This window comes from Mesorhizobium sp. (genome assembly GCF_017306585.1).
In the GTDB taxonomy this organism is placed as follows: domain Bacteria; phylum Pseudomonadota; class Alphaproteobacteria; order Rhizobiales; family Rhizobiaceae; genus Mesorhizobium.
Map to the genome: position 1 here is coordinate 1 of NZ_JAFKIC010000054.1, position 7,269 is coordinate 7,269.

The following is a 7,269-nucleotide window of genomic DNA, read 5'->3' on the forward strand; positions in this document are numbered from 1 at the left end:
CCCCCACCCTTAATCCCTCCCCACAAGGGGGAGGGAGACTTGGCCGGCGCTGATTGCGACCAATAGTGAGGCTTCGATCCTCAACATGAAGATGGATAGGGCGCGCGGCAGCGTTCCCTCCCCCTTGTGGGGAGGGTTAGGGTGGGGGTCCCCTTCGCAAGAATCCATATGCGATTGCCCCGCCGCTCCATGGGGAACATTGCAGGCAAAACGAAGTTGCCCTCACGGCAGTCCGCTCCCCTGTGGTTCGGCTGCCGGCCGGGAGGCACGCCTGGCCGGCCCGCGTTTCGGCAAAGACGCGGGCCAATTATGTTTTTGACGAACGGCGCTCTTGGAGGCAGCCTCGATTCCGTCGAATTGCTGGCCCTGATTGGGTCACAGCCTCACCGGAGCCGAACATGAAGCATCTTGTCTTTGCCGTCCTATGCCTGATCTCGGCGGCCCTGTCGGCGCATACCGCGTCCGCCGCCGCTCAGGACACCACCACCGGCCTCGCCGACGCCACGGTGCTGATCGTGCGCCATGGCGAAAAGCCCGACAGCGGCCCCGACCTGTCGCCCGCCGGCGAAGCCCGCGCGCGCGCCTATGCCAGCTATTTCAACCCCTTCACGCTCGACGGCAAGCCGTTCCGGCCCGACATGCTGGTGGCGAGCGCCGATTCCAAGAACAGCGCCCGCGAGCGGCTGACGCTGGAGCCGCTCGCCCAGGCGCTGAAACTGCCCATCGACCAGCGCTTCGCCGACAGGGAGACCCAAGGCCTGGTCGCCGCGCTGGCGACCGAAACCCACGGCAGGTCGATCCTGATCGCCTGGCATCACGGCCAGTTGGGCAAGCTCATCAAGGCCTTCGGCGCCGACCCCAAGGCGCTGCTGCCGAACGGCAAATGGCCGGGCGACGAGTTCAACTGGCTGGTCGTGCTGCGCTTCGACCATACGGGGCAACTGGTGCCGGGCTCGGCCAGGATTGTCGAGGTGAAGCTGCCGGGGTGAAATAACGTCCGTTGGTGCGAGGCGCCCCTCTCTGTCCTGCCGGACATCTCCCCCTCAAGGGGGGAGATTAGCAGCTTGGGCGCCGGCACTCCCTCCTGCAAGGTTGGTAATTAGCGAAAGCTTTCGCGACATCTGATCTCCCCCCTTGAGGGGGAGATGTCCGGTAGGACAGAGAGGGGGGCCTCGCGCTGACCTTCCCGATCTACCGCCTCACCCGCGACTTCAGCCACCTATCGAACGCCACCGCCAGGATCAGTATCAGGCCGATGACGATGCTCTGCGTGTAGGACGAGACATTGTTGAACTGCAGCCCGTTCTGCAGCACGCCGATCAGCGCGGCGCCCACCACCGTGCCGCCGACCGAGCCGATGCCGCCGAACAGTGAGGTGCCGCCGATGACGACGGCGGAAATGACCGTCAGCTCATAGCCGATGCCGGCGACGGCTTCCGAGGAATTCAGCCGCGCGGACAGCACGAAGGCCGCGAGGCCGGCGAAGAAGCCGACGATGACATAGACCGAGACCAGCACGCGGTCGACCCGCAGGCCCGACAGCCGCGCGGCTTCCGCGTTGCCGCCGACGGCATAGACGGCGCGGCCATAGCGTGTGTAGCGCAGCACGATGTGGCACAGGATCGCCGCGATGGCGAAGATGATCGCCGGCACCGGCACGGGCCCGATCAGCCCGGTGCCGAACCAGCGCATCGAGGCGTCGAAGCCCGAGATCGGGCCGCCATTGGAGATGGTCAGCGTCAGGCCGCGAAACACCGTCAGCCCGCCCAGCGTGACGACGAAGGGCGGCACTTTCAGCCGGGTGATGGCGAGCCCCTGCACGCCGCCGGCGGCCGCCCCCACGACGACGGCGGCGAGCAGCGCGGCGAACCAGCCATAGCCCTGCGTGCCCGATGCCGACAGCGACAGCGTGTTGGCGGCCCCGCCCTTGGCGACGACGGCCGCGACCATGCCGCAGAAGGCGAGCAGCGAGCCGACCGACAGGTCGATGCCGGCGGTGAGGATGACGAAGGTCATGCCGAGCGCGATCAGCCCGGTGATCGAGATCTGGCGCGTGATGTTGAACAGGTTGATCGGATCGATGAAGCTCGGCTTCAAGAGCGTGAAGACGACGACCAGCGCCACGAGAAACAGCAGCGGGCCGAAACTCATCAAGAGCCTTGCGAACGTTGCGCCGCCGCGCTGCTTCTGGTCCTCGGCAATGCTCATACCGTCTGCCCCCTCGCCTCGTCGCGCCGCGCATCCCGCCTGTCGAGCGCCATCAGTTCCATCAGCCTCTCCTCGCTTGCCTCGGCGCCCGGCATCTCGCCGGTGATGCGGCCCTTACGCATGGTAACGATGCGGTCCGACACCGCCAGCACCTCCGGCAGTTCGGACGAGATCATCATCACCGCTATGCCGCGCGCCGCGAGCTGCACCAGGATCTGGTGCACCTCGGCCTTGGCGCCGACATCGACGCCGCGCGTCGGTTCATCGACGATCAGCACCTTGGGATCGCGCGCCAGCCAGCGCGCCAGGATCACCTTCTGCTGGTTGCCGCCCGACAGGCCCTCGATCGGCTGCTCGGCCGAGGCCATGCGGATCGACAGCATCTTCCTGAACCCTGACAGCGCGTCGCGCTCGCGCCGTTCGGCCATGACGCCGAAACCGTTGCTGAAGCGGCCAAGCGAGGCGACGGAGAAATTCACCAATATGCCGAGCGCGGCGAAGATCGCCTGGTGCTTGCGGTCCTCCGGCACCAGGCCGATGCCGAGCGCGATGGCGTCCGCCGGCGAGGCCGGCGCGATCGGCCTTCCCTCCAGCGTGATGGTGCCTGCGGCGATCCGGTCGGCGCCGAAAATGGCGCGGGCGAGCTCCGTGCGGCCGGAGCCGACCAGCCCGGCGACGCCGAGGATTTCGCCCGCCTTGAGGTCGAGGTCGACGCCGTCGAGCACGATGGCGTGCGGCGCCTCCGGATCGCGCATGGTGCGCAGACCGCGCACCGACAGCACGACGTCGCCGGCCTCGGCGCGCTGCGCCGGCCGCGCATAGAGTTCGGACGCCGCGCGCCCCACCATCTTCTCGATGATCGCCGGCAGCCGGATCGGTCCGCCCTCCCGGTCGAGATGCCCGGCAAGCCTGCCGTCGCGCAGCACCGTCATGCGGTCGCAGATGGCGGAGGCCTCCTCCAGCCGATGGGTGACGAACATGATCGCGACACCATCCTTGCGCAGCCGGTCCATGATCGACAAAAGCCGCTGCACCTCCGTCTCGGTCAGCGCCGAGGTGGGCTCGTCCATGATGATCAGCCGGCTTTTCAGCGACAAGGCGCGCGCGATCTCGACCAGCTGCTGCTCGGCCACCGACAGCGCCGAAACCGGCGTCATCGGATCGATGGAGAGGCCGACGCGGGCGATGATGTCACGGGACTCCCGCTCCATGCGCTTCCAGCTCACCAGCCCGAGCGGCCCGACCGGCGCGCGGCCGATGAAAATGTTCTCCGCCACCGTCAGCGTCGGGATCAGGCTGAGCTCCTGATAGATGGTGACGATGCCCGCCCGCTTGGCGTCCTGCGGGCTCGCCGGCGCGTAGTCGGCGCCGTCGAAGGTGATGCGCCCGCCCGACGGCGGCATGACGCCCGACAGGATCTTGAGCAGCGTCGATTTCCCCGCGCCGTTCTCGCCGAGCAGGCCGAGGATTTCGCCGGCACGCACGTCGAGCGAGACATCGCTGAGTGCGGTCACGCCCGCGAAATGCTTGGTGACGCCGTCGACGGCAAGCAGGACGGGCGCGGCTTCAGGTGGCGGCAAGGAATGCTCCTCGATGCGGTTTGGGCTGCGCTTGAGCGCCCCCCTCTGTCCTGCCGGACATCTCCCCCTCAAGGGGGGAGATTGGATGTGGCGAAGGCTTTCGCCAATCGCCAACGTTGCGGAAGACACGCCGACAGCAGAGCTGCCGATCTCCCCCCTTGAGGGGGAGATGGCCGGCAGGCCAGAGAGGGGCGTGCCCCTCCGGCCTCACCAATCAGCCTACTTCGTCTCGTTCAACCTCTCCGCCTTGTCGAGATTGTCCTTGCCGATGACGATGGGCGTCAACAGCACCAGCTTCTCCTTCGGCTCGGTCTTGTCCTTGGCGTAGGCGACCGCGATCTGCACGGCGGTGCGCGACTGCTGGCCGGGGAACTGTTCCACCGTGCCGGCAAGCTTGCCGTCGCGCACGGCAACCAGCGCTTCCGGCAGCGCGTCGAAGCCGTAGATCTTGACGTCGGTGAAGTTGCGGGCCGCACATGCTTCCAGCGCGCCGAGCGCCATGTCGTCATTGGCGCAGATGATGGCGTCCGGTTTGCCGTTGGCGGCAAGGCCGGCTTCCGTCACCGTCAGCGCCTCGGCGCGGGCGAAGTTGGCGGTCTGCTCATAGATGATCTGGTACTTGTCCTTCAGCGGATCGAGCACATTGTGCACGCCCTTGTTGCGGTCGATGGCCGGACCAGCACCCGGCTGGCCCTGCAGGTGGAACAGCTTGGCGCCGTTGGGGAACGCCGCCACCACGGCCTGGGCTTCCGCCTCGCCGCCCTTGACGTTGTCGGCGCCGACATGGGCCAGAATGCCCTCCACGCCGTCGACGCGGCGGTCGATCGTCACCACGGGAACGCCGGCCTTGACCGCTTCCTCGATGGCCGGCGCCAGCGCGTTGACGTCCAGCGGCGAAATCACGATGGCGTTGACCTTCTGCACAAGAGCGGCCTCGATGTCTGCGGTCTGCTTGGTCGCCGAATTCTGGCCGTCGCTCTCGGTCAGGTTCACGCCCTGCGCCTGCGCTTCCGCCTTGATCTCGTTCAGCATGTGCACGAAGAACGGAAAGCCGAGATTGGGCACCGAGCCGAGAATGGTCAGCTTGTCGTCGGCGAAAGCCGAACGCGCGACAACCACCATCGCGCCAGCGGCCACGGACGTCATCAGGAATTCACGTCTGTTCATGGGATCCTCCTCCACAGGAACGCACGGCCTTGAACCGGGGACCGGTTTCAGGATGCTCATGCGTCGGTTCAAAGTGTTGGAGCATCCTCCTTGCGTTCGACAACGCATGCCGCTCCAGCTGACATCGGTTGCAAAAAGCCTCCCGCCGGCATCAGCAAATGGATGCTAACCCAGGGTCAACCACTTGTGCAATATCGATATAACAGCTCCGGCCAATGAATTATCGGAATTGTCGGATTTTTGGATTCCCGGCCGGCGGGCCTGCTACGAAAGAAACGCCAGGCAGCGTTGCCAGACCTGTCGCGCCGCCGCCTCGTTGTGGTCGGGCAGAGCCGGATCGGAAAAATAGTGGCCGGCATCCCCATAGCGGAAAACCTGGACATCGGCCCGCGCGGCCAGCGCCTCGTCCTGCCAGGCATCGACGGCGGGGGCGGGAAAGAAGGGATCGTTCTCGCAGACGTGGAGCTGCACGGGCATTCCGGGCCGCATCGCGGACGGCACCGCCGCCAGGCCATGCAGAAGCAGGACGCCGGCGGCCGCCGGGCGCTCGCCCCAGAACTCGGCCACCACGCCCGCGCCCATGGAAATGCCGGCCAGCACCGTGTCGCCGGGGGCCAGGGCCAGCGCGTCCGCTGCCGTCCGGCGGATCGCGGCCCAGCCGACCCGGTCCTTGATCGCAAACCCCTCCTCGAGATCCTCCGTTGCCGCGCCGCCAAAAAGATCCGGCAGGATCACGTCGTGACCGGCGGCGCGCATGCGGTCGGCCATGCGCTTCTCGTTTGCGCGCAGGCCAAGGACGGAGTGGAAAAGAATGATTGTGGCCATGATCGTTCCCATTCATCGCAAGTTTCGGCAAAACTTCGTTCCGATCCCGCCGCGTCGGACCGGGCACGAGCCGACACGACAACGCATGGTTCAACGAGTGGCTCCCGAAGAGGGTACTATTGCGTTGCGGCAACACAGGCGGATCAGTGTCGCCAATATTGGCTCGATCGGTTGACAATTTTCATTTGCGAAAGGCAATTTAGGCGCTTGAGGGGCTAACGGGGATTCCCATGATGAAGAAGACATACCAAAAACCGATCCTGTCCAAACGACAGAAACTGTCGGCCGTTGTTGCCTGCGTGGCTTCGAAGTGCATTGATTGATTGAGCAGCAGACGTTAATGACCAAGAAGACTTATGAGCCGCCGCGGCTCGTCCGGCGCGGTAAACTTGCCTTGCTCACCGCCGAGCCAGTGCCGCTCTCATCGCCGCCGCTAAACAACGGTTGATCGCAAACCCTCTGGCCGTGGCCGGTTGACAGGTTGCCTTGCCGCGCCAGTTGATGGCGCCAACCAGGCACAATCGATGCTTCGCCCGAAGCCCGCTGCCCAGGAGGTGGCGGGCTTTTTGTTTGGACACCAGTTGGAGAACACCATGAAGCCGCATGTCATCTGCCATATGCTCGCCTCGCTCGACGGCAGCCTTCATCCCAGCCGCTACACGGCGAGCCCCGATGGCGGCGTGCCGGATTGGTCGGGCCTCTATGAAAAGATCCATGGCGATCTCGAAGGCGACGCCTGGATCGTCGGCCGCGTCACCATGGCCGAGATGAGCAAGGCGGCCGCGCATCCGCCCGCCCAGGCCGGCAAGGTCGACCGGCCCTATCATTTCGCCCGGCGCGACGCCGGCAGCTTCGCCGTTGCGCTCGATGCCTCGGGCAAGCTGCATTTTTCCAAGCCGGATATTGGCGGCGACCATGTCGTGGTGCTGCTGGGAAGCGGTGTCCCCGACAGCCATCTGGCCGAGCTCGCCGCTGACGGCGTGTCCTACATCGTGTCCGAAAGCGCCGACATCGACCTCGCCGCCATGCTGGACGTGCTGGCGCGAGAACTCGGCATCCGCCGGCTGCTGCTGGAAGGCGGCGCCGGCATCAACGGCTCCTTCCTCGCGGCGGGGCTGGTCGATGAGCTCAGCCTCCTCGTCGCCCCCGCGCTCGACGCCCGGGCGGGCAACCAGGGTTTTGTCGAGTTCGGCGAAAGCGGACTGGCCGGCAAGATGCAACTGTCGCTGAAGGGCTGCGAGGCACTGGCGCATGGGCTTGTTCATTTGCGCTACGCAGTCAGCGCGGGATGAAGCCTCACCACTTCGTCATCCACGGGCGAAGCAGCCGCGCAGCGGCGTCGCGCAGACCCGAGGATCCTGTGTGTTTGTTCGGGTGTATGGTTTGAAGTGGGAAGGAGGCCGAGAGGATCCTGGTCGTCCCTTTCGGGGACAGGCCGCGGCATGGCTCGGTCCCTTCCCACCGATGAACCATCAACCTGAACAGTTGC

The 7,269-nt window shown here is 65.9% G+C and carries 6 protein-coding genes; 2 read left to right on the plus strand and 4 right to left on the minus strand.

Features of this window, described 5'->3' with window-relative positions; translation table 11 throughout:
- Window positions 1-398: 398 nt before the first annotated feature.
- Complete coding sequence (locus J0I79_RS02040) at window positions 399-989, plus strand: flagellar basal body-associated protein FliL (RefSeq protein ID WP_292854994.1); 591 nt, start codon at window positions 399-401, stop codon at window positions 987-989.
- Between the two features lie 202 nt (window positions 990-1,191).
- Here the strand turns inward: J0I79_RS02040 and J0I79_RS02045 are convergent, their stop codons facing one another.
- The 4 genes from J0I79_RS02045 to J0I79_RS02060 form a co-directional block, all read right to left on the minus strand.
- On the minus strand, window positions 1,192-2,208 hold the full coding sequence (locus tag J0I79_RS02045; protein ID WP_292854996.1) for an ABC transporter permease: 1,017 nt from the start codon (window positions 2,206-2,208) through the stop codon (window positions 1,192-1,194).
- Window positions 2,205-3,788: a sugar ABC transporter ATP-binding protein gene (locus J0I79_RS02050; RefSeq protein WP_292854998.1), complete on the minus strand. Its 1,584-nt coding sequence runs from the start codon at window positions 3,786-3,788 to the stop codon at window positions 2,205-2,207. Before J0I79_RS02050 ends, J0I79_RS02045 begins: the two co-directional genes overlap by 4 nt.
- A 219-nt stretch (window positions 3,789-4,007) precedes the next feature.
- On the minus strand, window positions 4,008-4,955 hold the full coding sequence (locus tag J0I79_RS02055; protein ID WP_292855000.1) for a substrate-binding domain-containing protein: 948 nt from the start codon (window positions 4,953-4,955) through the stop codon (window positions 4,008-4,010).
- A gap of 264 nt (window positions 4,956-5,219) precedes the next feature.
- Window positions 5,220-5,780, minus strand: a complete 561-nt coding sequence (locus J0I79_RS02060) for a dienelactone hydrolase family protein (RefSeq protein ID WP_292855001.1) — start codon at window positions 5,778-5,780, stop codon at window positions 5,220-5,222.
- Between the two features lie 593 nt (window positions 5,781-6,373).
- On the opposite strand from J0I79_RS02060, the gene J0I79_RS02065 reads away from it, so the two are divergent.
- A complete protein-coding gene (locus J0I79_RS02065; protein ID WP_292855003.1) occupies window positions 6,374-7,072 on the plus strand; it encodes a RibD family protein in 699 nt (232 codons plus the stop codon).
- Window positions 7,073-7,269 lie beyond the last annotated feature (197 nt).